Source organism: Bacteroides sp. BFG-637 (assembly GCF_024793605.1).
Lineage (GTDB): Bacteria > Bacteroidota > Bacteroidia > Bacteroidales > Bacteroidaceae > Bacteroides > Bacteroides vicugnae.
Window position 1 is genome coordinate 6,593,168 of the sequence record NZ_JANUPD010000002.1, and the last position, 25,097, is coordinate 6,618,264.

The window sequence follows — 25,097 nt, forward strand, 5'->3', positions numbered from 1 at the left end:
GACTAATATTTAAAGATTAAGCTCAAAGAGCCTGTTCATTTTTTATCTGTTGAAATAATATCTGATTTTCCCATAAAAAGCACGACCGGCTTTCTGTAGACTAAAGTTGTCATAAAGCTTCTCATCTGTAAAGTTCTTACATTCCAGAGAAAAGTTGTAGCGGGAGTTCTTCAGACTATAAACCAAACTAAGATTATGAGAAAACTGACTTGGTACTCCCTTTTTATTGGAAGCCCCATGATTTTCCCAATGGAGAGGAAATTCATGCACATAATAATTATCATACGTTACTGTCAGCAAATTGCCCTTTCCAAAAAGATGATGCGCATAAAAGGAAGCATCTACGTTAGCAAACAAATAAGGAATATTCGGCATCCTTACTTTATAGGTAGTCGATTCACTCCCATTCAATCCGTACCTCTCGTAATCACGCGTGTTCAAATCGGTAAAATTTCCACCGATAGAAAACCATTTAGAATAATTATAGCGTACTTCCGCATTCCAGCCCATTGTCCTTACACGTCCATGGTTCATGTATGCTGCATATTGTGATGAACCTGCCAAAAACGTTCCGGTCAAACGCCGGATAAAGTCCTTCGTATCTCTATACACCAATCCTCCTTCGACATATATAGAATGTTTTCCAAATTCGTGTGAGTAAGACAAGCTCGCATTTACGTTATGACTGTGTTCCGGTTTCAATCCTGCATCTCCCAGTTCCATATCATCATCACCAAACAATTCATCGGCTGTAGGAAGGCGTAACGCCTTTTCATACGAAAACTTTGCCTGAAATCCATCCAAAAACAAATACGTAGCAGCTATCCCATAGCCAAAGGCTCCGGTACTACCGGCAGACTCTTCATAACTGACTCTATTATTGGAAGAACTATCATCATTGTTGGTATTTCTCGGCCCACTACTGTACTGGTTATAGTATTTACCAAACACAGAAACATTCCACAAATCCTTATGACTATAACGATAAGAAAGTCCTGTGATATTCTTCCTTGATTTCTTTTCAATTTTGCTATACTGGGCGGCACCCGTAGCATCTGTTATATTAGCAGAAGAAGTAGGTTTACGCTCATACCCCATCAACACATGATTAAGCACGAAAGCATGGCTTTCACCCAAATGATAATTGGCAGTAAAGGTACCGTTCCAGTTATCGGTACTTGATTTATAGTCTTGATAACTCTGCTCGCCCAACTTACCTTTTTTATACCGCATTTGTCCCAGCCAGTTATATTCATAAGTTGCCGTATCAATGTTTTGAGTAATATTACGGTTATAGTTTGCAGTCAGGTTCACATCCAGACCTTTGAGCAATAAGTTTCTTTTCCGGTATTCCACCGAAGGCATAAATGAATGGCCTTTCCGCCGTTTTTGTCCGTATACAATTTCCTGTACAACACCGTTCTGGATTTCCTTATCATTTTGCGAATAGGTAAAGGTAAGCATCAAACGGTCGGCAAACGGTTTATTCACAAGCCCCACTTTACCCACAACAGCCTCATTATGATAAGTGTCGTGAAAGCGTTTCACCCGTTCTATTTTTTCCGAATCCCAGCCGGATACCCAGCCATCTTCATCGACCACTTCATCATAATGTTCCACCGGAGTATCAATCCAATAATTATTATCCGAATAATTCTGAAAAGCATTGATTTCGAATGTAAACCCATTATCAGCCGTATGTCCCACATTCACATACGATTTATGGGTGTTGAAAGATCCATAAGAATATGAAGCATCGACAAATGTACGCCGCTTATTTCCAGTGACAATATTTATCACACCGCCCAAAGCATCCGTACCAAAGCCAACGGGTACCACACCACGATATACTTCGATACGCTCTGCAAAATTAATCGGAATATTATTCAGGCTGAACGAGCCTCCTACTCCATCCTGCGGCACTCCATCAATGAATAACTTGATGTTTTTTCCACTCATTCCATCTAAAGAAAGATTCATATCCGAACCCACCCCGCCTGACTCACGCAACTTCACACCAGGCACCTTCGTTAAAGCACTGGCTAAATCCTGCGTACTATTATGAAGTTTGGTTGCATCAATCGCTACAGCATTAAAAGCTGATTTATTCACTCGATTCACTCCAGAAGTAGAAATCACCACTTCACTAAGTTCTTTCACATCAGGAGTGATGGTAAAGTTCATCTTTATCCGTTCTCCCCTTCTTAAAACCACTTTTTTTTCTATCGTTTTATATCCCATAGCGGAAACAACTAATGTATATTCGCCACCGGGAGCTTTAATATGATAAAGCCCCTCACGGTTAGTGGCAGAACCGAAACCAGTCCCTTTCAGGTGAACAGTAGCAAAATCAACTATTTCTTTTTCCGTAGATATTATTCGACCCGATATCATGACTCCCTTCCCATGCTGCGAATAAGCTGATAGAGAGAAAATTAACATCAACAACAGTAGACCTGTCATCCTCTTTATTTCACAACAAACAATCTTTTTCACCCGACTCATATTTTTATTTATTCTAAATAAGAATTACATTTGCGGGTGCAAAAGTATATAACAAGCATTAATTATAAAAATCATAAAAATTTGGTATCACCCAAACTTTTCTAATAAATAAGACAAGATGAGAGCAGATCTGGAGTGGTTTAGAACCTTTAAAGCTATATTTGATACGGGAACTATGAGCGACGCCGCCAAAGAGTTGAATATTTCTCAACCTGGCGTCAGTCTGCATTTAAGTTCACTGGAAAATTATATCGGACATCCGTTATTTGAACGTAACACCCGGAAAATGATTCCCAATGAACGAGCAAGAAAGCTATACCGGCAAATATGTTACTCACTCACCAAATTGGAAGAAGTAGAAAACAGTGTCCGCAAGAGAAGTGGAAAAGAGAGAATGACTCTTTGCCTTGGAGTATATTCGGGACTATTTTCTCAACTAATAGCTCCTCATATCGCCGATTTAGATTTTAATCTCATCGTACAATTCGGAGACAACGACAAATTGAGTGAGCTTCTGGAAAGCGGTTCGGTAGACATTATCATCACTTCAATCGAAACGCCCATTCACAATATTTCATATCAAGTTCTCGGAACCTCCGAATTTATCGTCGCTGCAGGAAAAGAAACCGATATCTCTCAATTCCAGCAACTGGATATTGAGAATAAGGGTCAGGTAAGAAAGTGGTTACAATCTCAACTTTGGTACAGCAACGAAAAAAATATATGGGCGCGTTTTTGGAAACTCAATTTCAAAAAAGAGAGCGATTTCGCACCCAATTATGTGATGCCTGACAAGAACACCATTCTCCGCTGTCTGGAAAAAGGTGTCGGCCTGGCACTTATGCCTCATTCTATCTGCCGGGATTCTATAGAACGAGGAGATATTATATGCCTGTGGAAAGGATATGTAGAGATGAAAAATACACTCTACATCGGACATCGGAAAAACTCAATATTAAGCGATGAGATCCAACAGATCAAAGAAATAATGACAACTGAATTCGAAAAATGTCATAATGAATCATGTCAGCCACTGCGCTAACGACCGTTCCGTCACCTCCCACAACTGCTCTTTCTGCACATGATTCGTGTATTTATCAGACAAGTTTTTCCGGTGGTTATTGACATACAGTTGTCCTGTCACGCCTGCTTCCTTTTCATCCAACAATAAACCGACTGCCGTAGAAGCCCCTTTCTTCGGTTTGCGGATAAAAGGACGAAAAAAATATCCGTCAACGGATCAAACCACTTATGCATCGTAATGATATTGGTAGAAACAATTCCCGGATCGGCAGCATTGACGGTAATTCCTTTCTCACGAAGTTGCCCGGAGAGTTCGAAAGTAAATAGTAACAAAGCCAGTTTGGTGTTACTGTAAACAGGAATTCTCCAAAAACTCCCCGTTTTTCCTCTGTGAAAGAAATCGGGAAAATCGAGTTTACCAATTGCGTATGTACAAGAAACCATATTGACGATACGCGCTCCACGCACCATCAGCGGAACCAATTTCCGAGTAAGCAGATAAGGTCCCATATAATTCACACTTACCGTTCGCTCAAACCCATCAGAAGTAGTATGAAAACCTGTCTCCATCGTTCCGGCATTATTCATCAGCAAAGCAATGGAGAGGTTTCTTTCCAAAATCTGGTTGGCAAAAGAAACTACCGATTGCATGGAAGACAAATCAATAGCTATTACTTCCAAATACGGGTTTCCGGTTTCCTTGCTCAAATGTTCGCGGACAATCTCCGCTTTCTTCGGATTATAACATGCCATTATGATTCGATAACCGGCTTTGGCTACGGCACGTGTTATTTCTGTCCCCATTCCTCCGTCCGCACCGGTGATAATCGCCCATTTCATTTCACTCATTTTTTCTCCAATTTATCAATCTCCTTTTGTAAAGACAAAGGGATTTGTTCTTTCAAATGTTGATGACAAGCCATTTCTATCGTATACATACGACCGATGCAATAATTACTGTGTCCACAGCTACAGCGTGCTTGTTCCTCCTTTTTCATCCGATTCACAAATCCCGGTTCGTTGAGCAAAGCTCTCGCCATCTGTACGGCATCAAAACCGGAATCGAGCACTTCATCTATTTTCTGACGAGAAACAAGACCGCCGACATAAATCAGCGGCGCATTCGGAAGAGCTGCCCGGAATTTCAGTGCATCTTCAAGGAAATATGCTTCTTTGAAAGGTACAGAGGGGATCATCCATTTACCAAACATACGGACTCCGTATTTCAGCCACCAGCAATTCATATAGTAAGACATCGAACGGATTGGCATGGCACCCCGCATCACATACATCGGTGCACGGCTCACAAAGCCTCCACTCAACACCAATCCATGAACTCCATGTTCCAATAGACGTTTAGCCACTTGTATCGATTCGTCAATCTCCATGCCTCCTTTGAAACCGTCACGCATATTCATTTTTACCAAAACGGCCATATCATTGCCTGCCGCTTTCATCACTTCTTCCATCACCAGGTCCATAAAACGCATCCGGTTTTCGAGCGAACCACCATATTCATCTTTCCGATGATTGGTATATGGAGAAAGGAACTGGCTAATCAAATAACCATGTCCTGCATGCACTTCAACAGCGTCAAATCCTGCTTCTCTCGCCAGATTGACAGCATTTCCATACGCTTGTGCCATTTCCGGCAACTCCTCCTTTTTCATTCCACGCACAAACGTAGGAGAGTAAAGATTAAAACCCGAAGATGCGGATATAGGAGTGACACCACAAATATTTCGATGGGACATATTCCCACAATGTCCGATTTGTATACCCACTGCTGCACCTTCATCGTGCACAGCTTTTGTCAATTCATGCAAACGGGGAATAATAGACGGACGCAACCACAACTGACGGTCGAAAGAAAGTCCGCTTTGCGTCACAGCCGCATAGGCCACTGTTGTCATACCCACTCCTCCCGCAGCTACCGAACGATGGTAATCCAGCAACATCTGCGTAGGAGTATTCTCCGGACACATGCTCTCAAAAGCTGCCGAACGGATTGTTCGATTCCGCAACGTCAAAGGGCCAAAGGTGACCGGACTAAAAAGTTTAGATTCCATAGTAGTATATTTATTGAGTCATATTTAAGTCGTAATGAAAAATGCCCTAATACCTAATAAAGGAAAGGGAACACTCGTTTCCGTTCTCCCACTGCATCGCCGAATTCTTCGCGATAACGGCACCAGATGGCATTGGCACGAGGAACAAGGTTAGCAATCGTCCACCAAAGGAAAACAAGTCCGGAAAGTGAACAGGTGAGTATCGCCCATCCTGCCCATTCCACTATTTCACCGAAATAGTTGGCGGAAGTGACATAACGGTACATACCTTTTTGAGGCAGATAGTGCCGGGTATCTCCCGGTTTGCGCAAGTGCCGGATGATATAGTCCGAATGCCAGTTCGTCAGCATACCTGTGAAAAAAAGCAGTGTGCCTATAATAAACCACGGTGAAGCGAACCAACCGGATTGATACATCGTTTCGGGAGCAAGATAAAAGATCCATTTACCTTGCATATAGCCATTCAGTAAATTAAAAAGAATACCCATCGACATGATTGACAGCGGCATCTTACTTTTCCCCGTCAGTAGCAGGGGAAAAATGAAAGCACGTTGAAAGTAATGAATCTGGAAGAACAGGAAAAAAGTGAAGATTACCGGTTCAAACCGACGCTCGGAATATATCCACATTACACACATCACTAGAAAAACGGGAGCTTCCATCCATATCCAGGCTAGTTTATTGGATATAGCTACGCCCCACGATGCCGTACGGAAAATGCCATATCCGGCTTTCACAAAGTAAAGGGCGATAAAAACAACCAGGGCAATCAGGCTCATCACGCCCAGAAACAGATTAAAAGCAGCTATATTCATGTCGATCTTTTTTTGTAACACGCAAAAATAACAAAAATGAAACGAATGACGGTACAAAAAATAGAAAGAATCTGAAATACATTCCTTTAAGAACATAAAAAAACAGCATTCCCGAACGCATACCTGAAATTACGAGGCATACATCCGGGATCACTTATATATTCAATAAAAGGATTTGTTTTTATCAGCGTTTCTTGATTGGAATATAAGGCAAATCATCGAGTACATTCTTATAAGCCGGGCGGATAATTCGTTTACCTTCGAAGGTCAATTCTTCATTACGGTGTGCACACCAGCCTACGATACGTGCCATAGCAAACAGAGGAGTGAAGATTTCCTGCGGCAAGCCGATCATTTCATACACGAAGCCTGAATAGAAGTCGATATTGCTGGATACTGTCTTTCCGTTGTTTTTAACACGTCCGAAAGTAGCGATGGCTCGTTCTTCCAACAGTTCGAGGAAAGCAAATTCACTTTCTCTTCCTTTTTCACGGGCAAGGTCACGAGCCAATTCTTTCAACAGAAGAGCACGGGGATCGGAGATTGTATAAACGGCGTGTCCTATACCGTAGATCAATCCGCTCTTATTATATACTTCCTTATTCAACATTCGGGTGAAATAAGTGTCTATCTCATCCACACTTGTCCAATCTTTGATATTCTCTTTCAGATGCTGGAACATGTCGGCAACCTGAATATTTGCACCTCCATGAAGCGGGCCTTTCAATGAACCGATACCTGCGGCGATGGCCGAATAAGTATCCGTTCCGGTGGAAGAAGTAACGCGAACGGTAAAAGTGGAGTTGTTACCGCCCCCATGTTCTGCCTGAAGAATCAGCAACAAATCGAGGGTACGAGCATCAAGTTCGGTATAATTTCTTTTCAACATGTACAGGAAGTTCTCGGCAATAGAGAGTTTTTCCTGCGGATGGCGGATATGCAGAGAACGTCCGAAAGTAGCATGGCGAAGCATATTGTACGCATAAGCAATGATAGTGGGAAATTTCGAAATCAGTTCAATACTCTGACGCATCAGGTTATCCCGGGAAGTATCATCCGCATTCGCATCAAAACGGTACATTTCAAGCACACTGCGTGAAAGAATATTCATGATGTTGTTTCCTTCCAACTCTATGATATTCATTTTTGTTTTCTGCTCCAACGGCATATTGTCGTTAATCAATTCACGGAAAGAAAGCAATTCTTCTTTATCCGGCAGACGTCCGGAAAGCAACAGGTAAGCCACTTCTTCAAAACCGAAACGTTTCTCTTTGATAATGGCATGCGAAATATCTTCCACATCATAACCACGATAGAATAATTTTCCCGGTATCGGTTTCAATCCACCACCCGGAATACGTTCATAGCCTACTACATTACCGATTTTGGTTAAACCTACCAATACACCTGTGCCGTCTTCATTACGCAATCCGCGTTTCACATCAAACTTTGGGAACAATTCATTATCAATCCGGGTAGCTTCCTTCATCTCCTCGGAAAGTTTGTAAATCAGGTACTCTTTTTTCATCTTTCTTCGTTTTTTATTCGTTACTTTTATTTTTCAATTCTTTCCACGATCTCACGAGTGAAAGCGGAAGTAGAGAGGGAGGTTCCATTCGGCATAAAACGAGCCAAATCGTGTGTAGCGCGAGCGTCCAGGAAGCTTTGTTCCAAGGCTTTCTCTATCAGAGCAGCCGCTTCTTTCCAATCAAAATATTCGAGCATCATTACGGCCGAAAGTATAATAGAACAAGGGTTCACCACATCTTTTCCCGCAATATTGGGAGCTGTTCCATGAGTCGCTTCAAAAATGGCATGTCCTGTTTGATAGTTGATATTTGCTCCCGGAGCAATACCGATACCGCCTACCATGGCCGCCAGTTGGTCGGAAACATAGTCTCCATTCAGATTCAAGGTAGCTATCACGGAATATTCTTCGGGAATCAGGAGTGTATTTTGCAAGAAAGCATCGGCAATGCAATCTTTTATCACCAGTCTGCCATCTGCCAAAGCATCGGCAAATTCACGCTGTGCCAGCTCGTAACCCCATTTCTTGAAGCCACCTTCCGTGAACTTCATGATATTTCCTTTATGCACCAGCGTTACAGAAGGTAAATGATGGTCGAGCGCATACTGGCAGGCAGCACGTACCAGACGTTCAGTACCCTCACGTGATACAGGTTTCACACCGAAAGAAGAGGTTTCCGGGAAACGGACTTTTGTTACTCCCATTTCGTCTTTCAGGAATTTATAGAACTTTTCAGCTTCCGGAGTACCGGCTTCCCACTCGATACCTGCGTAGATATCTTCCGTATTTTCACGGAACACGCACATGTTCACTTTTTCAGGTGATTTGACAGGCGACTGTACTCCCTGATACCAACGAACCGGACGAAGACAGACATATAAATCAAGTGTCTGACGCAGCGCTACATTCAACGACCGGATTCCACCTCCGACAGGAGTTGTCAACGGGCCTTTGATTCCTATCAGGTATTCCTGAAAGGTTTCCATTGTTTCATCCGGCAACCAGGAACCTGTTGCATGGAAGGCACGTTCTCCAGCCAACACTTCTTTCCATTCGATCCGACGTTTGCCGCCATAAGCTTTCCGGATAGCTGCGTCCACTACGGCTTGCATGGCAGGAGTCACTTCCGCTCCTACTCCATCGCCGGTAATATAAGGTACGGTAGGCACATCGGGCACCAGCAACGTACCATCTGCTTGCATGGTTATCTTGCTCATATTTTATCTTGCATTTAAAGCAGAGCCGGCACGGAACCAGGCTATCTGCTGTTCATTATAGGTATGCTGTACTTCAAAACTTTCTTTCGTTCCGTCTTCGTGATGAAGAACAATCGTCAAATTGCGACCCGGTGCGAAATGGACTAAACCTACTACTGACAAAAGATCGTGTTCCTGAACCTTGTCATAGTCTGCCTTGTCTACAAAAGTAAGAGCAAGCATTCCCTGCTTTTTCAGATTCGTTTCGTGGATACGGGCAAAACTCTTAGCCAGAATGACACGCACATTGAGAAAGCGCGGTTCCATGGCTGCATGTTCACGGCTGGAACCTTCTCCATAATTCTCTTCGGCAACAACTATAGACGGAATACCTTCAGACTTATACATTTTTGCCGTACCGGAAACTGTTCCATAAGTATTTGTTGAACGATTCCAAACGCTGTTCGTTTCACCGTTGAAAGCATTGACAGCTCCCATCAGCATATTGTCGGAAATATTCTCCAAATGTCCCCGGAAGCGGAGCCACGGACCTGCCATAGAGATATGGTCGGTAGTACATTTTCCTTGTGCTTTAATCAGTAAAGGCATATTCAGTAAATCCTGTCCGTCCCATGCCGGGAAAGGCGTCAAGAGCTGGAGACGTTGAGAATCAGGCTTCACCTTGATTTCCGTTTTTGCTCCGTGCGGGGCAATATACCCCTCGTTTCCGGATGTAAAACCTTTCAAAGGAAGTTCATCTCCTACTGGTTCGGATAGTTTCACCTTTTCTCCGTCATGATTCACCAGTCTGTCTTTCAACGGATTGAAGCAGAGATCGCCGGCAATCGTTAATGCCATTGTCAGTTCCGGAGAAGCTACAAACGCATAGGTATTCGGATTACCGTCAGCACGTTTGGCAAAGTTACGGTTGAAAGAAGTAACGATTGAATTTTTCCGTGTCGGATCGTCCGTCTCGCGTTTCCATTGACCGATACAAGGGCCACAGGCATTTGCCATAATCGTGGCACCCAACTGTTCAAAAGCTTCAATCATCCCATCTCTTTCGGCAGTAGCCCGAATTTGTTCCGAACCCGGATTGATGATTAACGGAGCAGCGACACTCAAGTTCTTTTCAGTGACCTGTTTCGCCAAAGAAGCTGCACGACTCAAATCCTGATAAGAAGAATTGGTACATGAACCGATCAAGCCCACCTCCATTTTGCGGGGGTAGCCGTTCAATAACACTTTTTCTGCAAATTCGGAAATAGGAGTAGCGGCATCCGGTGTAAACGGTCCGTTTATATAAGGTTCGAGTTCCGACAAGTCTATTTCAATCACACGGTCGTAATAGTTGGATGGTTCGTCGGTCACTACATCATCCGCACGAAGATCGGCATCGACAGCCTCCGCCCAATCGACCACACAATCTCTTCCGGTAGCCCTCAAATAGGCAGCCATGCGCCCGTCAAACGGGAACAGAGAGGTAGTAGCCCCTACTTCGGCACCCATATTACAAATGGTAGCTTTCCCGGTAGCAGAAAGGGATTCGGTTCCAGGACCAAAATATTCGATAATAGCATTTGTTCCTCCTTTTACGGTAAGGATGCCGGCCAGTTTCAGGATTACATCTTTCGGAGATGTCCAGCCACTTAGTTTTCCGGTCAGACGAACACCGATAATCTTCGGCATTTTCAGTTCCCATTCCATTCCTGTCATCACATCCACAGCATCCGCGCCACCAACACCGATAGCTACCATGCCCAGTCCGCCTGCATTAGGAGTGTGGGAATCCGTTCCTACCATCATACCGCCGGGGAAAGCATAGTTTTCGAGTACTACCTGATGGATAATACCTGCTCCCGGTTTCCAGAAACCGATGCCGTAACGGGAAGATACATCGCGAAGGAAGTCGTATACTTCTTCATTGGTCAATCTTGCCGTAGCAATATCCGCCTTTGCACCTTTATACGCCTGTATCAAGTGATCGCAATGTACTGTTGAGGGCACAGCCACCTGATCCTTACCTGCATTCATAAATTGAAGCAATGCCATCTGCGCAGTCGCATCCTGCATAGCTACACGGTCGGGACGGAAGTTCACATAATCTTCTCCCCGTTTGTAATCTTTTAAATCGGCTACATCATACAGATGAGCATACAAAATCTTCTCGGCCAACGTCAAGGGGCGTTTCAATATAGCCCGCACGTGTTCTACCTTTCCTTTATAAGCAGCGTAGAAAGCTTCTAACATAGTCACATCATATACCATATTGTTTTATCTTTTATGAGTCTATCTATAAAAATAACGAACGGCGTTCGAGTAATGTTTAACAAAATGAAATATTTTTTCTACCCGGAACGAAGATTTGTTACCTTTGCGCCTATTATGAGTAATAATCCGAAAAGTCCAATCATCGACCTTCAGCAACAGCAACTCCTCCTACGGATGGAGTATGAACACGAAAAGGAAGAATTTAAACGGCAGACCGAAACAATGGGCGTTGCCCGTAAAGTGAAACGCGGTCTCTGCTGGTATCCCGTCTCTCTTGGCCGAAGTTACTACAATTCTCTGAATCAGCTTGTAATAGATATTACACGGACCGAAAATAAAGAAATGGAGCATTCCTTCGAGTTCGGCCGCCCCGTCTGCTTTTTCCACCAGTCATTCGAAGGAAAAGTGAAGTACATGAATTTCATCGCTACTGTCAGCTTTGCAGATGAGGAGCGAATGGTAGTTGTACTTCCCGGAGCGGGAGCTTTAGCGGAACTGCAAACTGACGGCATACTGGGGGTGCAACTTTATTTTGACGAAACATCCTACCGGGCCATGTTCGAGGCACTGGAAGACACCATACGCGCTAAAGATAATCGTCTGGCAGAACTGCGTGATATTTTGCTTGGCACACAAAAACCGGGATTCCGGGAGTTATATCCTGTCCGCTTCCCCTGGCTGAACAGCACCCAGGAAACAGCTGTCAACAAGGTACTCTGCACACGTGATGTATCCATCGTTCACGGTCCTCCGGGAACCGGAAAAACAACGACTCTTGTCGAAGCAATTTACGAAACATTGCACCGGGAACCGCAAGTGCTTGTCTGTGCACAAAGCAACACTGCTGTCGACTGGATTTGTGAGAAACTGGTAGACCGGGGAGTACCCGTACTCCGCATCGGGAATCCTACCCGGGTCAACGACAGAATGCTTTCATCCACCTACGAACGCCGGTTTGAAAGCCATCCTGCCTATCCGGAACTTTGGGGAATTCGCAAATCTATCCGTGAAATGGGTAGCCGGATGCGCCAGGGAAGTTATTCTGAACGGGAAGGTATGCGTAATCGCATGAGCCATCTCCGCGATCGTGCTACGGAGTTGGAAATACAAATCAATGCCGATCTATTTGATAGTGCCCGTGTGATTGCTTCTACACTGGTCAGCAGCAACCATCGTCTGCTCAACGGGCGTCGCTTCCCTACTTTGTTCATTGACGAAGCTGCTCAAGCGCTCGAAGCTGCCTGCTGGATTGCCATCTGCAAAGCAGACCGCGTCATCCTTGCAGGAGATCATTGCCAGCTCCCGCCGACTATCAAATGTATAGAAGCCGCTCGTGGAGGACTGGATCACACGTTAATGGAAAAAGTGGTTCAGCAAAAGCCTTCTGCTGTCTCTTTACTAAAGGTACAGTACAGAATGCACGAAGCCATCATGCAGTTTCCCTCCAACTGGTTCTACCACGGAGAACTGGAAGCTGCCCCGGAAGTGCGCTACCGGGGTATTCTTGATTTTGACACTCCTATGAATTGGATTGATACTTCGGAAATGGACTTTCACGAAGATTTTGTAGGTGAGAGTTTCGGACGCATCAACAAGCAGGAAGCCAATCTATTACTACAGGAACTGGAAGCATATATCGAACGGATCGGCAAAGAACGGATATTGGATGAAAGAATTGATTTCGGTCTGATTTCACCCTACAAGGCGCAAGTGCAATATTTGAGGGGAAAGATCAAAGGGAGCAGCTTTTTACGCCCCTTCCGCAGCCTCATCACCGTAAACACGGTAGACGGTTTTCAGGGACAGGAGCGGGACGTTATTTTCATCAGTCTTGTACGTGCCAACGAGGATGGGCAGATTGGGTTCCTGAATGATTTGCGAAGAATGAATGTAGCGATTACAAGGGCACGAATGAAGCTTGTTATATTAGGAGACACCTCTACCCTTACCAAACATCCTTTTTACAAAAGGCTGATGTTATTCATTAAAAAGGAGGATTAAATACTTAATCCTCCTTTTAACAAAGTGCACTTTCTCACGAAACCACACTTCGTTTTAACACAAACAAAACAAACAATATTTTATTTTACGTCAGTACTATTCTTTATTTAAGAAGCCATTAAAATGACTTTTACTTTCAATATACAAATGCAGATTTCAAAAAGAAATATCAACTCCCATAAAGATAAAACACACTAAATCACCACTTCTGAGAAATCAAAAGCAGCGTCATTCGTTTATTTATTTAGTGATGTTAATCATTCTTCAGGGCTGGTTAAGTTAATTCATACTTCTCGTTTATTTTATCTGATGACGCAAAGATAAACATAAACTTGCATTTTTTGTCCATATAATCAATATATTTTTGAAAAATAATTTCGGAAAGCTTCATTTATTCATTTCTAAATCTCTTTTTAACCCAAAAAGGGAGAAAGCAAACAGCCCTCTCCCTTTTACAAACTTGTATAATTTATCCAGTTTAATTGTTTTCCGGACGAAGTTTACGAACAGTAACAGCAGTCTGCCACATTTCGCTTTCACGCAGTTGACGGAGCTCTTCATTCAATTTTTCACGATAATCAGGTTGTGAATTACTGTCGATAGAAATCTGTGCTTCGTTACCAGTCTTCACGCTATTATACAACTTTTCAACTACCGGCTTGATAGCGTCGTGGAATGGGCCCATCCAATCAAGAGCACCGCGTTGAGCAGTAGTAGAACAGTTAGCGTACATCCAGTCCATACCGTTCTTTGCAAACAACGGCATCAATGACTGTGTCAGTTCTTCCACTGTTTCATTGAATGCTTCAGAAGGAGTATGACCGTTTTCACGCAATACTTCGTACTGTGCCAGCAACAAACCTTGGATAGCACCCATCAATGAACCGCGTTCACCTGTCAAATCAGAAGTAGCTTCACGTTGGAAAGTTGTTTCAAACAGATAACCGGAGCCAATACCAATACCCAGTGCGATGGTTCTATCCATTGCTTTGCCTGTAGCATCCTGATAGATAGCATAAGAAGAGTTCAAGCCACGTCCTTCGAGGAACATAGTACGCAAAGAGGTACCCGAACCTTTAGGAGCAACCATGATAACGTCGATATCAGTAGGAGGAACTACACCTGTACGGTCATTCCAAGTGATAGCAAAACCGTGTGAGAAATAAAGAGCTTTTCCGGCAGTCAAGTAAGGTTTGATAGTAGGCCATACAGACATTACTGCTGCGTCAGACAACAGGCACATTACAATAGTACCTTTCTCGCAAGCTTCTTCAATGCCGAACAAAGTTTCGCCCGGAACCCATCCGTCTGCTACTGCTTTATCGTATGTTTTTCCTTCACGTTGACCAACGATTACATTGAAACCGTTATCACGCAAGTTCAGTGCCTGTCCAGGTCCCTGTACGCCATAACCGATTACAGCAATTGTTTCATTTTTCAATACTTCACGAGCTTTTTCCAATGGAAATTCGTCACGGATTACTACAGTTTCAGTAGTACCTCCAAAATTCAACTGTGCCATTTTCTTTTTGTTTTTAGTTTTTGATGACTTACGTCATCCGTTATTAATTAATTTTGTATTCTCACATTTATTCAAATATCACTTTCGAACGGCAAACAACTTCGCTGCCATTCTTCTTTACTTCTACGTGAAACTCGTTTGCATTCACTTCGTCGCAGAAGAAAGAGAGCTCATCACCAAAATAACTTTCGGCCACGTACGCCATCTCGAAACGGCGGATACGTTTGGTCTTGTACAACTCTATCGGGAACAAATCAAGGATATGCTCAATGTAACGGATGCTGTTCACATGACCGTTAATATCAATATCACTGTATTTTGCCGTCAGGGTAGCCATTGACTGATCGCTTGTCACTTTGATACGTGAAGGTTTTTCAATAGGACAAGGTTCGTCACAGACATAATCTACGATACTTCCTCCGTGCAAGGTCAATAGATCGGCCGGTTTGCGGGTATTGAGATTAATCATTGCCCATACGGAACGCGCATAACCAATCTTTTTCCCATCCTTATCAATAATAGCAAAGTTACGGTCAGTAAACAAGCGGTAGACATTTTCCACCCATGTTTGAACTGAAAAGTTCTCATATTGATAAGGCATTTCATCCAACTCAACAGCTAGACGCGAAAGTACCCAAGTGTAATTATCCTCGTTCAGTGTTGCAATACCAAAGCCACGGTCACTTGCGTGAAAACCTGCACAATTCAACAGATGATTTCCCAGTACGCCCATAGTCAGACGTCCGTTAAAGTCAACATGAAACGGTTCTGCCACAAACTGATAAGTTCCTATTTTATTTTCTTCACTCATTATTCTTGTTGGTTTTTACTCTGGTTATACATGGCTTCCCGTCCATCGAGAAACTCGTTCACCCGTTCAAAGCAACTGGTAGTAATCGCTACGCGTCCCGAACGAACAAACTGCAAAACACAATTTAAAGCCTTCAGTTCACCGTAGAGTGAGGTTATATCTTCGCTCATGCCATTTTTCTCAACAATAGAAAATACCGGATTGACTTCCACTACACGGGCATTGTATCTGCGGATCAACTTGGATGCTTCCGGAGTTTCCTGAAAAGCAGGGGTAGATACCTTATAAAGTGCAATCTCATGGAAGTATATTTCATCCTCGGTGAAATAATGTGCCTGAATCACATCGATCTTCTTCTCGATCTGTTTCACCACCTTCTCAATGGTGTCCTTATCTGTCAAGGCTGTAATCGTATACTTGTGTACACCTTTAATAGAAGAAGCAGATACATTCAGACTCTCGATGTTGATTTGCCGACGAGTAAATACAGCAGTTACCTGATTCAGCAATCCGGCTATATTTTCGGAATGAACTATTATCGTATATAATGTCTTGTCACTCATAATCCTAAATTTTAATTGCGAACTTTCAATCTTCCATTCTCAATATTCAACTTCTCCTAGCATTCCAACAGCATCTGATTGACCGAACCACCCGGAGGAGTCATCGGCAGAACATTGCCTTCTTCCACTACGCACGCTTCGAGCAGGAACGGACCATCCGTCGCCAGCATTTCTGCAATGGCTTCTTTCAGTTCTTCACGGGTAAAAGCACGTTTGGAAGGAATATCATAAGCCGAAGCAACCTTCATGTAATCCGGATTCAACATCGGAGTAAACGAATAGCGGCGATTGAAGAACATAGCTTGCCACTGGCGTACGTTTCCGAGGTAATTATTATTCAGGCAGATAATTTTCACCGGAGCTTTCTGCTCCATAATTGTACCCAGTTCCTGAATATTCATTTGCAGTCCGCCATCTCCCATAAATACGCATACGGTACGTTCCGGTGCTCCAAAAGTTGCCCCGATAGCTGCGGGAAGACCGAAGCCCATAGTTCCAAGTCCTCCGGAAGTGATGATACTGCGTTCTTTCGTATATTTGAAGTAACGTGCAGACATCATTTGATTTTGACCTACATCTGTTACCAAAACTGCTTCATGATGAGTAGCATTGCTTACCGCACGTACCACTTCTCCCATACTCAAAGAGTTTGTTGCAGGGTGAAGTTCAGGGCGGATTACTTTTTCTTCCTCTACCTTCTCATATTCTTTGAAACTATCAATCCATTCGGTATGAGTTCTCTTTTTCAGGAGTTTAGTCACAGAAGCCAAAGTCTCCTTGCAATCTCCCAAAACAGCTACATCTACCTTTACATTCTTATTCACTTCCGCAGGATCAATATCAAAATGAATCACCTTCGCCTGTTTGGCGTAAGTAGCCAGATTGCCAGTCACACGGTCGTCAAAGCGCATACCAACGGCAATCAGCACATCGCATTTATTGGTATTGATATTCGGCCCCAAATTACCGTGCATACCCAACATTCCTTTATTCAACGGATGTTCTGTCGGCAAAGCAGACAGTCCGAGCAGCGTACAGCCTGCAGGCATATCCGCCTTTTCGATAAATTCACGCAATTCGTTCTGTGCATTTCCCAATTCAACACCCTGTCCTACCAATACAAGCGGACGTTCGGCGTTATTAATCAGTTCGGCAGCTGCCTGTACAGATTCCTCGTCCGTATCGGGAACAGGAACATAACTGCGGATAAAATCGACTTTCGTCGGTTCGTATTTCGTTTTTTCTACTTGCGCATTCTTGGCAAAGTCCAGTACCACCGGACCGGGACGACCACTACGGGCAATATAAAACGCACGTGCGACCGCCCAGGGCACATCTTCCGCACGACGGATCTGATAGCTCCATTTGGCGATTGGTTGCGTAATACCTACCAAGTCAACTTCCTGAAAAGCATCTGTTCCAAGAAACCCTGTTCCTACCTGTCCGGCAATCACTACGATAGGTGTACTATCGATCATCGCATCTGCAATACCTGTTACCGTATTAGTTGCTCCGGGACCGCTCGTCACCAGGCAAACGCCCACTTCTCCTGATACACGGGCATAACCTTGTGCCGCATGGGCAGCTCCCTGCTCGTGACGAACCAAAATATGGTTCAATATATTTCGATGATCGTACAAGGCATCAAACACCGGCATTATGGAACCACCGGGGTAACCGAAGATGGTAGTCACTCCCTGATGTTCCAAAGAGCGCATCATAGCCTCTGCACCTGTTATTAAATCTTTCATATTAGTTGATAGTTGATAAATGAACTATATCAGATTAATCTCACTGCTCCCTTATCGGCAGAACTTACCATGCTGGCATAAGCCTTCAGACTCTTCGGCACATAACGGTCACGAGTGACAGGAGTCATCGGACGGGCTGCCAATTCTTCATCCGTCAGTCGCACGTTAATCTTCCGGGCCGGAATATCGATTTCTATGATGTCTCCGTCTACAATTTTTCCGATATTGCCTCCAGCTGCCGCTTCAGGAGAAATATGTCCGATACTCAATCCGGAAGTTCCGCCACTGAAACGTCCGTCGGTAATCAAAGCACATTCTTTTCCGAGATGACGAGATTTAATATAAGAGGTAGGATAAAGCATTTCCTGCATACCGGGACCACCCTTCGGACCTTCGTGCGTAATGACGACGACATCGCCACTGACGACTCGGCCTCCGAGAATGCCTTCACAGGCTGCTTCTTGCGAATCAAATACTTTGGCAGGTCCGGTAAACTTCCAGATACTTTCGTCTACACCTGCTGTTTTTACTACACAACCGTCTTGCGCAATGTTACCTTTCAACACGGCCAATCCACCGTCTTTGCTATAAGCATGCTCCAAATCGCGGATACATCCGGTTGCACGGTCTTTATCCAAATCCTTATAGTACATACCCTGTGAGCCAAGTACGAGATTGAATCTATTTCCGGCTGCGCTCGAATATTTCTTAATTGCTTTTTCACTTACATTCGGGCTGGTGATTGAATATTCATTAATAGCTTCCGCCAATGACATTCCGTCTACCCGTCGAACGGATGTATCTATCAGACCTCCTTTTGCCAGTTCATCCATGATAGCAATGATACCACCGGCACGGTTTACATCCTGAATATGATATTTCTGTGTATTGGGAGCCACCTTGCAGAGACAAGGAGCCTTGCGGGAAAGCATGTCGATATCGTCCATCTTGAAGTCTACCTCTGCTTCATGAGCAATAGCCAACAGGTGAAGAACTGTATTGGTCGATCCCCCCATCGCTATATCCAGCGTCATGGCATTCAAAAAAGCCTGACGGGTAGCAATACTACGGGGAAGTACGCTTTCGTCTCCTTCTTCATAATATAACTTTGCATTTTTCACGATCAGTTCTGCTGCATCTTTGAAAAGCTGCGTACGGTTCTCGTGTGTAGCCACGATGGTTCCGTTTCCGGGAAGAGCCAGTCCGATTGCTTCATTCAGGCAGTTCATTGAGTTAGCGGTAAACATACCGGAACAACATCCGCAAGTAGGACAAGCATTTTGCTCGATATTCGCTACTTCCTGATCGCTGACACTTTCATCGGCCGATTTAATCATTGCATCGATCAAATCCAAGTGCTGACCATTCCATTCTCCGGCTTCCATCGGACCGCCCGATACAAATACGGCAGGAATATTCAGACGCATAGCTGCCATCAACATTCCGGGAGTGATCTTATCGCAATTGCTGATACATACCATTGCATCTGCCTTGTGCGCATTAACCATATACTCTACACTGTCTGCAATGATGTCACGTGAAGGAAGCGAGTAAAGCATACCGTCATGTCCCATTGCTATACCGTCGTCGATAGCTATTGTATTGAATTCCGCAGCGAAGCATCCCAGCTTCTCAATCTCTGCCTTCACCAGTTGACCGATTTCATGCAGATGCACATGTCCCGGAACAAACTGTGTGAACGAATTGACGATAGCGATAATGGGTTTACCCATCTGATTCTTCTTCATGCCGTTGGCTGCCCATAATGCACGGGCTCCCGCCATCCGACGGCCTTGTGTACTAAACGAACTGCGTAATTGCTTTTTCATTTCAATCTATCTTTTAATTAAAGAGCCTTCCTCACACAAGTGAGAAAGGCTCTAAATTCTATCTTTTATGGTACGAACACATACAACACAAAAACCTTTCTCACGCTCTTGATGGGACCACCACGACGCGAATAATATGCAGGACTGCTAGGTTAATAGATGTATGTAACATATTCATATCTTCTTTTCTTTATTTTCGTGCTGCAAAGGTAAGGGCTTTTTTATTAACTCCAAACAAATCGAAGAAAAAAATCACTTAAAAGCTAATAATTGTAAGAGAAGAGTGGTATTATTTCTCTATTTTATCACTTAAAGGTTGAATTTACAACTATTATCAAAGGATGTGTCCTACTTTTCTTTTCTGACAAAAGCACTTAATAATCTGAAATTTACCCTCCCTATACCGGAGTAAAAGCAAATAATTCGTATCTTTGTCGACCCGGATTACCGGGAATTATTAATCAGAAACAAAAAATATCAGATGGAAACAGTAGAAAACAAGTACATTACCGTTGCATACAAACTATATACAATGGAAGATGGTGAAAAAGAGTTGTTCGAAGAAGCAAAAGCAGAACATCCCTTTCAATTCATTTCAGGATTAGGAACAACACTCGAAGATTTCGAAAATCAGATAACTGCTCTTTCTAAAGGTGATAAATTTGACTTTACCATTCCGGCAGATAAGGCTTACGGACAATATGACGAACAACACGTTATTGACCTCCCCAAAAATATCTTTGAAATAGATGGCAAATTTGACAGCGAACGTATTAAAGAGGGTAACATCGTGCCTTTGATGACTGGTGACGGTCAACGCGTAAATGCCAGCGTAGTAGAAATCAAACCGGATATTGTAGTAGTCGACCTCAACCACCCGTTGGCTGGTGCCGACCTGATCTTTGAAGGTGAAATACTGGAAAGCCGTCCTGCTACGAACGAAGAAATTCAGGAACTTGTGAAAATGATGAGTGGTGGTGATGGCTGCGGTTGCGGATGCGACAGCTGCGGTGATGGCTGTGGCGATGACTGCGGTTGCGAAGGCGGGCACTGTCACTAAATAAAGTATTAAATATAAAGTATTAAGTATTAATTCCGTGCGGACACAGCCGGGCTTTAATACTTAATACTTTTTTTATGCCGTTATTTGAGCTAATACTTAATACTTGAAATCAGCATCCTTTATGCGTCATGATGTCAAGCACCATTTTATCCGTTTCGTTCATGGCTTGCGAGCCGATTCTTGTCAGGTTGCGGATACTTTGATCTACATCTTCGTCGATAATTCCCTCTACGGAAGTCACACAACGGTCTTCCATTGCCATCATTGCAGATAATACGGCTGTCGAAACTCCGGTAGTTACTTTCAAAGCACAACTCGGTTTTGCACCGTCACAAATCATTCCTGTCAGATTAGCAATCATGTTTTGAACGGCGAAGGCAACCTGATTGTAGTTTCCCCCATCAACCAAGTGATTCCACAACTGGATCCGGTGGCAGCTACCACACAGCCACACAAAGCGGACAGACGTCCTAAACTTTGTTTGATGTATATAACAGTAAGATGGCTTAGCATTAAAGCACGGATAAGTTCTTCTTCGCTCTTTCCGTTCTCTTCGGCAAAGACAACGACAGGGAGTGTAGCGGATATCCCCTGATTACCACTGCCGGAATTACTCATGACAGGAATCATTGCACCCGCCATCCGGGCGTCGCAAGCAGCTGATGTATAAGAGAGAATATGAGAAAATACGCTGTCACCCATCACTTTATGTTCGTAAGTTCCTCGAAGCATTTTACCTAGAGAATGTCCGTAGTTACCTTTAAAGGCTTGCTCGGCAGCAGCTTTATTCAAACGGGCTGTATCAAGGATAAAACGGATCTCATCCAGCGGAGCAGTCAGTGCAAAGTCATAGACTTTACGCAAGTTTAATTCGAGCGAAGCATCTTCCTCTTCCTCGCTGACAGTATGTTGCTTGTCGAGCAATATCTGTTCACCCTTGGCTATATATATAAAGGTGGTATGTCCACCGGCAATGATAGCTTTAGCTGTTTTATCTCCCGCTTTACAGTTCACCTCGATATAAAGCTTTTCCGTAATATCTTCTTTCAGAGAAATACAAATCCGTTTTTCTGCAATAAACAGTTTTCCCTGCTCCACCGCTTCCGGCGTACAGTCCCTCAACACTTCCAACTGGTAGTCTGATTTGCCAATCAACGCACCTAAAGCTACAGCTATGGGAAGCCCTACCATACCCGTCCCCGGGATTCCGACTCCCATGGCATTCTTTAATATATTAGCACTTAACAAGACGTCTATCTTCTCCGGTTTCACTCCCAGCGTTTCAGCAGCCTTAGCTACACAAAGCGCTACTGCGATAGGTTCCGTACATCCAATAGCCGGAATGACTTCTTTCTTAATCAATTCTATAATTTGCCTTCTTTCTGATTCAGTCATGGACTTATAAGTTTTAGTTCCACAAAAATAGGAAATTCTTTCTTTTCCAGCATTCTATAATGAACAAATAAAATCTCATATTGTTATAAAACCTTCCATATACCAAACTTTAACAGAAAGAATTGATAGAAAAATGAAAGCAAAACACGTGATTCTCTATTTGCTGCTGGCTATTGTTTCCTCTTCTTGTATCCGCGAAGAAGCTCTCAATGCAGAAGCAGACATATTAAGTTGCATACTACCGGGAGTAGCCATGACAACCAGTCCTATTATTAACAATAATTCCATCACTATCTTCGTCGGTCCGGGAACTGATATTTCAGAACTTACACCTGAATTTACATTGACTCCGGGAGCTACAATTAATCCCCTTAGCGGTACGGAACGAAATTTCAATACTCCACAAGAATATACTGTTACAGCCGCCGATGGTGTTTGGAAGAAAACGTATATCGTATCGGTTATCGACACCGAACTTGCCACGAACTATAATTTCGAAGATACGCTTGGCGGAAAGAAGTACTACATATTTGTAGAACGCGAAGGAGATAAAGTCGTTATGGAATGGGCCAGCGGAAATGCGGGCTATGCCATGACCGGCGTAGCTAAAACAGCTGATGATTATCCTACTTTCCAAACAACGGACGGAAAAGCCGGCAAATGCCTTTCTTTAGTGACACGCAGTACCGGATTCTTCGGACAGTTAGCAGGAATGCCCATTGCGGCAGGAAATCTGTTTATCGGTTCCTTCGATGTAAACAATGCGATGAGTAATCCGCTTAAAGCAACTAAATTCGGTCTTCCTTTCCGGCATGTACCTACTTATCTGGCAGGTTATTATAAATATAAAGCAGGAGATCAGTTTACAGAAGGAGGCAAACCTGTAAATGGGAAACGGGATATCTGTGACATATATGCCATCATGTACGAAACCAGTGAATCTGTTCCAACTCTTGATGGGACGAACGCGTTTACCAGCCCAAATCTAATTTCAACAGCACGGATTGATAATGCCAAAGAAACAAATGAATGGACTTACTTTAAGCTGCCTTTCACCACTCTCCCCGGCAAATTCATAGATAAGGAAAAGCTAAGGGATGGAAAATATAATATAGCCATAGTGTTCACCTCAAGTCTGGAAGGAGATCATTTTAACGGAGCAATCGGAAGTACGTTGCTCATTGACGAGGCCGAGTTAATCTATCACTCGGAAAATTAGTAGAACTAAATAACTTTATAACAACAAGAACGATGAAAATCTATCCGTATATATTCAGCTTACTAACCTGTATAGGAATAGCCCTCCCCGGCTATGCACAGGTTGATCGAAATGAAACACTGATCCGTTCCGCCCTTCACGGACTGGAATATGAGATAAAAGCAGGTTTCAGCATTGGCGGCACAGCCCCGCTTCCTCTTCCGGTGGAAATCCGTTCCATTGACGGATATAACCCGACATTGGCTATCAGTATAGGAGGTGAAGTGACCAAATGGATTGCCGTTCAGAATAAGCTCGGAATTATAGTCGGATTGCGGCTTGAAAACAAAGCAATGACTACCGAAGCCACTGTGAAGAATTATAATATGGAGATTCTCGGGCAAGGAGGTGAAAGAATCAGCGGAGTATGGACAGGCGGAGTAAAAACCAAAGTACATACCGCCGGACTGACAATACCTCTAATGGCTACCTACAAACTAACCAACCGGTGGAACATCAAAGCCGGGCCTTATTTCTCCTATCTGCTTTCAAGAGAATTTTCAGGTCATGTATACGAAGGATATTTGCGGGAAGATAATCCCACCGGTCCGAAAGTAGAGTTTACCGACGGCAAAATTGCAACATACGATTTCTCGGACGATTTGAGACATTTCCAATGGGGACTACAAGTAGGAGCCGGATGGCGAGCCTTCAAACACCTCAATGTGTACGCCGATCTTACCTGGGGATTGAATGATATATTTAAAAACGATTTTAATACGATCACTTTTGCCATGTACCCCATCTACTTGAATATAGGTTTCGGGTATGCTTTTTAAGTCCCACTAGGCTCTGCCACCTGCTTCACTCCGGAGTAGGTTACTTTCACCGTCTGTTGCAATGCAGGCACTTTCACATTAATAGTCATGTCTGCATTTCCATCTTCTACAGTTCCCGTAACTGTCACAGGGCAAGTACCCAAAGAGGCGGCATCTCCTTCAAACGTAAGGTCTTGCTGTCCGGTGAATGTAGACACACCTTCCCCCTTCTTCACTTCACATTTATCAATGACAATATCTCCAAATTTTAGTATCTGCTGATTGATGAACAATTCAAAATCCTTCAGTTCAATCTTCACTTCCGTATTGCTGACCTGCGAGAGCGTGATAAACTTCTCTATTCCGTCGCCGATGACAATTTCCTGGTCAGAACCATCCGGTATCATGGATATATCCAGATTTCCCCAATACGTTCCGATTACATCCGGAGCCGTTATCACAGCTTCCTCTTCGGGAGGATTCTCGTTATTCTTGTTATCACTGTTGTCATCGTCACTGCTACAAGCAGCAAAGAAAGTTAGAGCACATACCAATGCCAATAAATACAATAGATTCTTTTTCATACGTCTTTGGTTTAGTTATTACAATAAATTCGTCCTTTATAAACTAAAAAGAAGAAAAAAGGTTCAATATGCTTCCTTTTTCGAAGTTATTTCGAGTTCGCAACTTTCTTACCGAAAACTTTGTTATATTTGCATATAGTAATTTTAAAAAAGCC

General features: G+C 43.5%; 17 protein-coding genes and 2 pseudogenes. 5 read left to right on the forward strand and 14 right to left on the reverse strand.

Annotation, left to right across the window (positions count from 1 at the left end):
• Positions 1-42: 42 nt before the first annotated feature.
• A complete protein-coding gene (locus tag NXX38_RS26065) occupies positions 43-2,505 on the reverse strand; it encodes a TonB-dependent receptor (protein WP_258981702.1) in 2,463 nt (820 codons plus the stop codon).
• 118 nt (positions 2,506-2,623) lie between these two features.
• Between NXX38_RS26065 and NXX38_RS26070 the strand changes: the two genes are divergently transcribed.
• Complete coding sequence (locus NXX38_RS26070) at positions 2,624-3,547, forward strand: LysR family transcriptional regulator (protein ID WP_148365133.1); 924 nt, start codon at positions 2,624-2,626, stop codon at positions 3,545-3,547.
• On the opposite strand, the pseudogene NXX38_RS26075 reads toward NXX38_RS26070, so the two are convergent.
• The 6 genes and pseudogenes from NXX38_RS26075 to NXX38_RS26100 form a co-directional block, all read right to left on the reverse strand.
• Positions 3,527-4,377 (reverse strand): annotated as a pseudogene (locus tag NXX38_RS26075) (SDR family oxidoreductase). The gene NXX38_RS26070 and the pseudogene NXX38_RS26075 overlap by 21 nt on opposite strands.
• Positions 4,374-5,597 carry an NADH:flavin oxidoreductase gene (locus NXX38_RS26080; RefSeq protein ID WP_195650559.1) on the reverse strand — a complete coding sequence of 408 codons (1,224 nt, stop codon included), beginning with the start codon at positions 5,595-5,597 and terminating at the stop codon, positions 4,374-4,376. The pseudogene NXX38_RS26075 and the gene NXX38_RS26080 overlap by 4 nt, the downstream one beginning before the upstream one ends.
• 53 nt (positions 5,598-5,650) lie before the next feature.
• Positions 5,651-6,412: a DUF1295 domain-containing protein gene (locus tag NXX38_RS26085; protein ID WP_074557642.1), complete on the reverse strand. Its 762-nt coding sequence runs from the start codon at positions 6,410-6,412 to the stop codon at positions 5,651-5,653.
• 184 nt (positions 6,413-6,596) lie between these two features.
• Positions 6,597-7,940 carry a citrate/2-methylcitrate synthase gene (locus tag NXX38_RS26090; RefSeq protein WP_148365136.1) on the reverse strand — a complete coding sequence of 448 codons (1,344 nt, stop codon included), beginning with the start codon at positions 7,938-7,940 and terminating at the stop codon, positions 6,597-6,599.
• Positions 7,941-7,966: 26 nt separating this feature from the next.
• The gene (gene icd / locus NXX38_RS26095) at positions 7,967-9,157 is read right to left on the reverse strand and encodes an NADP-dependent isocitrate dehydrogenase (protein ID WP_217721693.1); all 1,191 of its coding nucleotides are present in this window, start codon (positions 9,155-9,157) and stop codon (positions 7,967-7,969) included.
• A 3-nt stretch (positions 9,158-9,160) separates the two neighbouring features.
• Positions 9,161-11,404 (reverse strand): aconitate hydratase, encoded by a 2,244-nt coding sequence (locus tag NXX38_RS26100; protein WP_217721694.1) that lies wholly within the window; start codon positions 11,402-11,404, stop codon positions 9,161-9,163.
• Positions 11,405-11,470: 66 nt separating this feature from the next.
• On the opposite strand from NXX38_RS26100, the gene NXX38_RS26105 reads away from it, so the two are divergent.
• Positions 11,471-13,408 carry an AAA domain-containing protein gene (locus NXX38_RS26105; RefSeq protein ID WP_258981719.1) on the forward strand — a complete coding sequence of 646 codons (1,938 nt, stop codon included), beginning with the start codon at positions 11,471-11,473 and terminating at the stop codon, positions 13,406-13,408.
• Between the two features lie 478 nt (positions 13,409-13,886).
• Here NXX38_RS26105 and ilvC read toward each other — a convergent pair whose 3' ends face one another.
• From ilvC to ilvD, 5 genes are all read right to left on the reverse strand, one after another.
• The gene (ilvC, locus tag NXX38_RS26110) at positions 13,887-14,930 is read right to left on the reverse strand and encodes a ketol-acid reductoisomerase (protein WP_122136875.1); all 1,044 of its coding nucleotides are present in this window, start codon (positions 14,928-14,930) and stop codon (positions 13,887-13,889) included.
• A gap of 67 nt (positions 14,931-14,997) precedes the next feature.
• Entirely contained in the window at positions 14,998-15,741 is a 744-nt protein-coding gene (locus NXX38_RS26115) for an acyl-[acyl-carrier-protein] thioesterase (protein WP_195357647.1), read from the reverse strand.
• Entirely contained in the window at positions 15,741-16,304 is a 564-nt protein-coding gene (gene ilvN / locus NXX38_RS26120) for an acetolactate synthase small subunit (protein WP_008650275.1), read from the reverse strand. Before ilvN ends, NXX38_RS26115 begins: the two co-directional genes overlap by 1 nt.
• 56 nt (positions 16,305-16,360) lie before the next feature.
• The gene (ilvB, locus tag NXX38_RS26125; protein ID WP_148365141.1) at positions 16,361-18,055 is read right to left on the reverse strand and encodes a biosynthetic-type acetolactate synthase large subunit; all 1,695 of its coding nucleotides are present in this window, start codon (positions 18,053-18,055) and stop codon (positions 16,361-16,363) included.
• A gap of 29 nt (positions 18,056-18,084) precedes the next feature.
• Complete coding sequence (gene ilvD / locus NXX38_RS26130) at positions 18,085-19,884, reverse strand: dihydroxy-acid dehydratase (protein WP_195357651.1); 1,800 nt, start codon at positions 19,882-19,884, stop codon at positions 18,085-18,087.
• A 481-nt stretch (positions 19,885-20,365) separates the two neighbouring features.
• Between ilvD and NXX38_RS26135 the strand changes: the two genes are divergently transcribed.
• On the forward strand, positions 20,366-20,944 hold the full coding sequence (locus NXX38_RS26135) for a peptidylprolyl isomerase (RefSeq protein ID WP_004306740.1): 579 nt from the start codon (positions 20,366-20,368) through the stop codon (positions 20,942-20,944).
• 112 nt (positions 20,945-21,056) lie between these two features.
• On the opposite strand, the pseudogene NXX38_RS26140 reads toward NXX38_RS26135, so the two are convergent.
• Positions 21,057-22,342 (reverse strand): annotated as a pseudogene (locus NXX38_RS26140) (serine dehydratase subunit alpha family protein).
• Between the two features lie 133 nt (positions 22,343-22,475).
• Here NXX38_RS26140 and NXX38_RS26145 point away from each other — a divergent pair.
• Positions 22,476-23,561, forward strand: coding sequence for a PCMD domain-containing protein (locus NXX38_RS26145; protein WP_234132952.1), 1,086 nt, complete (start codon positions 22,476-22,478; stop codon positions 23,559-23,561).
• 32 nt (positions 23,562-23,593) lie between these two features.
• Positions 23,594-24,379: a porin family protein gene (locus tag NXX38_RS26150; RefSeq protein ID WP_074637572.1), complete on the forward strand. Its 786-nt coding sequence runs from the start codon at positions 23,594-23,596 to the stop codon at positions 24,377-24,379.
• Here the strand turns inward: NXX38_RS26150 and NXX38_RS26155 are convergent.
• On the reverse strand, positions 24,376-24,942 hold the full coding sequence (locus tag NXX38_RS26155; protein WP_195650553.1) for a calycin-like domain-containing protein: 567 nt from the start codon (positions 24,940-24,942) through the stop codon (positions 24,376-24,378). The two genes, NXX38_RS26150 and NXX38_RS26155, sit on opposite strands and share 4 nt — an antisense overlap.
• Positions 24,943-25,097: the final 155 nt, after the last annotated feature.

Coding starts and splice junctions, on each gene's coding strand:
- ilvD (WP_195357651.1), bottom strand. CDS start 19,884: ATGAAAAAGCAATTACGCAGTTCGTTTAGTACACAAGGCCGTCGGATG.
- NXX38_RS26135 (WP_004306740.1), top strand. CDS start 20,366: ATGGAAACAGTAGAAAACAAGTACATTACCGTTGCATACAAACTATAT.
- NXX38_RS26065 (WP_258981702.1), bottom strand. CDS start 2,505: ATGAGTCGGGTGAAAAAGATTGTTTGTTGTGAAATAAAGAGGATGACA.
- NXX38_RS26070 (WP_148365133.1), top strand. CDS start 2,624: ATGAGAGCAGATCTGGAGTGGTTTAGAACCTTTAAAGCTATATTTGAT.
- ilvN (WP_008650275.1), bottom strand. CDS start 16,304: ATGAGTGACAAGACATTATATACGATAATAGTTCATTCCGAAAATATA.
- NXX38_RS26145 (WP_234132952.1), top strand. CDS start 22,476: ATGAAAGCAAAACACGTGATTCTCTATTTGCTGCTGGCTATTGTTTCC.
- NXX38_RS26150 (WP_074637572.1), top strand. CDS start 23,594: ATGAAAATCTATCCGTATATATTCAGCTTACTAACCTGTATAGGAATA.
- NXX38_RS26080 (WP_195650559.1), bottom strand. CDS start 5,597: ATGGAATCTAAACTTTTTAGTCCGGTCACCTTTGGCCCTTTGACGTTG.
- NXX38_RS26105 (WP_258981719.1), top strand. CDS start 11,471: ATGAAATATTTTTTCTACCCGGAACGAAGATTTGTTACCTTTGCGCCT.
- ilvC (WP_122136875.1), bottom strand. CDS start 14,930: ATGGCACAGTTGAATTTTGGAGGTACTACTGAAACTGTAGTAATCCGT.
- NXX38_RS26100 (WP_217721694.1), bottom strand. CDS start 11,404: ATGGTATATGATGTGACTATGTTAGAAGCTTTCTACGCTGCTTATAAA.
- NXX38_RS26115 (WP_195357647.1), bottom strand. CDS start 15,741: ATGAGTGAAGAAAATAAAATAGGAACTTATCAGTTTGTGGCAGAACCG.
- ilvB (WP_148365141.1), bottom strand. CDS start 18,055: ATGAAAGATTTAATAACAGGTGCAGAGGCTATGATGCGCTCTTTGGAA.
- icd (WP_217721693.1), bottom strand. CDS start 9,157: ATGAGCAAGATAACCATGCAAGCAGATGGTACGTTGCTGGTGCCCGAT.
- NXX38_RS26085 (WP_074557642.1), bottom strand. CDS start 6,412: ATGAATATAGCTGCTTTTAATCTGTTTCTGGGCGTGATGAGCCTGATT.
- NXX38_RS26155 (WP_195650553.1), bottom strand. CDS start 24,942: ATGAAAAAGAATCTATTGTATTTATTGGCATTGGTATGTGCTCTAACT.
- NXX38_RS26090 (WP_148365136.1), bottom strand. CDS start 7,940: ATGAAAAAAGAGTACCTGATTTACAAACTTTCCGAGGAGATGAAGGAA.